A 1,685-nucleotide genomic window follows, 5' to 3' on the forward strand; every position below is an offset into this window, starting at 1 on the left:
CTTGTATACCATCATCTACCATATCCGCCGTCATTGCCACGAGGCCCGGGGCGTGTTCCATATTATCTATGAGAGCAGTTAGGGCATTTAGTATTCTAGGTTCTGATATACGAGAAAGAAGAGAAAGCCCAGCAGCGAGACGATCCTCCATTGCGGTACCTTGCATTTCGGACTCTTGGATGGCGTCATCTAGGCTATCCGCCGCTATACTTACTAAAGGGGTCATTTGATCCATCCCGCTGGTAATTCTTGTGAGGGCGGACTCAATCCGATCTAAGCGAGCTTCTAAAGAGGAAGTAGTTGCAGTTTCCATATGGCAAGGTTTTCTGTTGCGACCTCAATATAGAAAATAAATACAAATACATGAATGTATATTCATATATCCATATTATTTCCACTTGTGTAAAAATTGTGTAAGATGCTGATAATCAGATATTAGTCTGGATCTAAACTATGATTAAGTGACTCAAGTCACCTTTCTATGTGACCACAATCACCTCTTGAACATGTCGCTGCCTATAAATTTGTATCAGCATTAGAAAGAATAGTACGCTTTATTAAAACATAAAAAATCTACAATAATGAAAGTTGAACAAATTTATACTGGATGTCTGGCCGAGGCTGCTTACTACATTGAGTCGAATGGTGAAGTGGCGATTATTGACCCATTAAGAGAAACCTCTCCTTATATGGAAAGAGCGGAAAGAGATGGAGCCACCATTAAGTACATTTTCGAAACGCACTTTCATGCGGACTTCGTTTCTGGACATGTTGACTTGGCAGAGACAACAGGGGCTGACATCGTTTATGGACCAACCACCATGGAGACAGGATTTAAAAAGACGGTTGCGGAAGATGGTCAAATATTCAAAATAGGAAATGTAACACTTGAAGTTTTACATACTCCAGGACATACCATGGAATCATCATGTTACCTATTAAGAGATGAATCTGGAAAAGAAGTTGGTCTTTTTTCAGGAGACACCTTATTCATCGGTGATGTTGGAAGACCAGATTTAGCTCAGAAAGTAATTGCTGATCTAACACAAGATAAATTGGCTGGTCACCTGTTCGATTCTTTACGAACTAAGATTATGCCTTTAGCAGATGATATTATTGTTTATCCCAATCACGGTCAAGGTAGTGCATGTGGAAAGAATATGAGCAGTGAGACTACGGATACACTTGGTAATCAGAAAAAGACGAACTATGCCTTACGTCCTGATATGACGAAGGAAGAATTTAAAAAAGAAGTTCTCGAAGGCCTAACACCTCCTCCAGGATACTTCCCACAGAACGTGCTTATCAATATTCAAGGATATGAAAGCTTGGATACCGTTATGGAAAAAGGAAGCCGTGCATTATCTCCTGCCGAATTTGAAGTGGTAGCCAATGAGACCGAAGCGGTGATCATTGATACGCGATCCAAGGATGACTTCCGAAAAGGCTTTATTCCAAATTCAATATTTATAGGTATTGATGGAAGTTTCGCAACCTGGGTTGGAACGATGATCCCTGATGTCAAGCAAGAGATTCTCTTGGTCGCCGATGAGGATAAAGTAGAAGAAGTAATTACTCGATTGGCAAGGGTCGGTTATGACAATGCCATTGGATACTTGAAAGGTGGATTTGATGCCTGGAAGAGCGACAATAGAGAGATTGATACCATCAACTCAGTATCGGTG

General features: G+C 40.8%; 2 protein-coding genes. One reads left to right on the top strand and one right to left on the bottom strand.

The features are described 5' to 3' along the window. Positions 1-313: hypothetical protein (locus tag WBM49_RS12195; protein ID WP_424372329.1), on the bottom strand; the 313-nt coding region annotated here is incomplete at its 3' end. Between the two features lie 268 nt (positions 314-581). Between WBM49_RS12195 and WBM49_RS12200 the strand changes: the two genes are divergently transcribed. Beyond that, positions 582-1,685 (top strand): MBL fold metallo-hydrolase (locus tag WBM49_RS12200; protein ID WP_424372330.1); only part of this gene is annotated, 1,104 nt, incomplete at its 3' end.

It is taken from the genome of Muriicola sp. (assembly GCF_049669965.1).
GTDB lineage: Bacteria > Bacteroidota > Bacteroidia > Flavobacteriales > Flavobacteriaceae > Muriicola.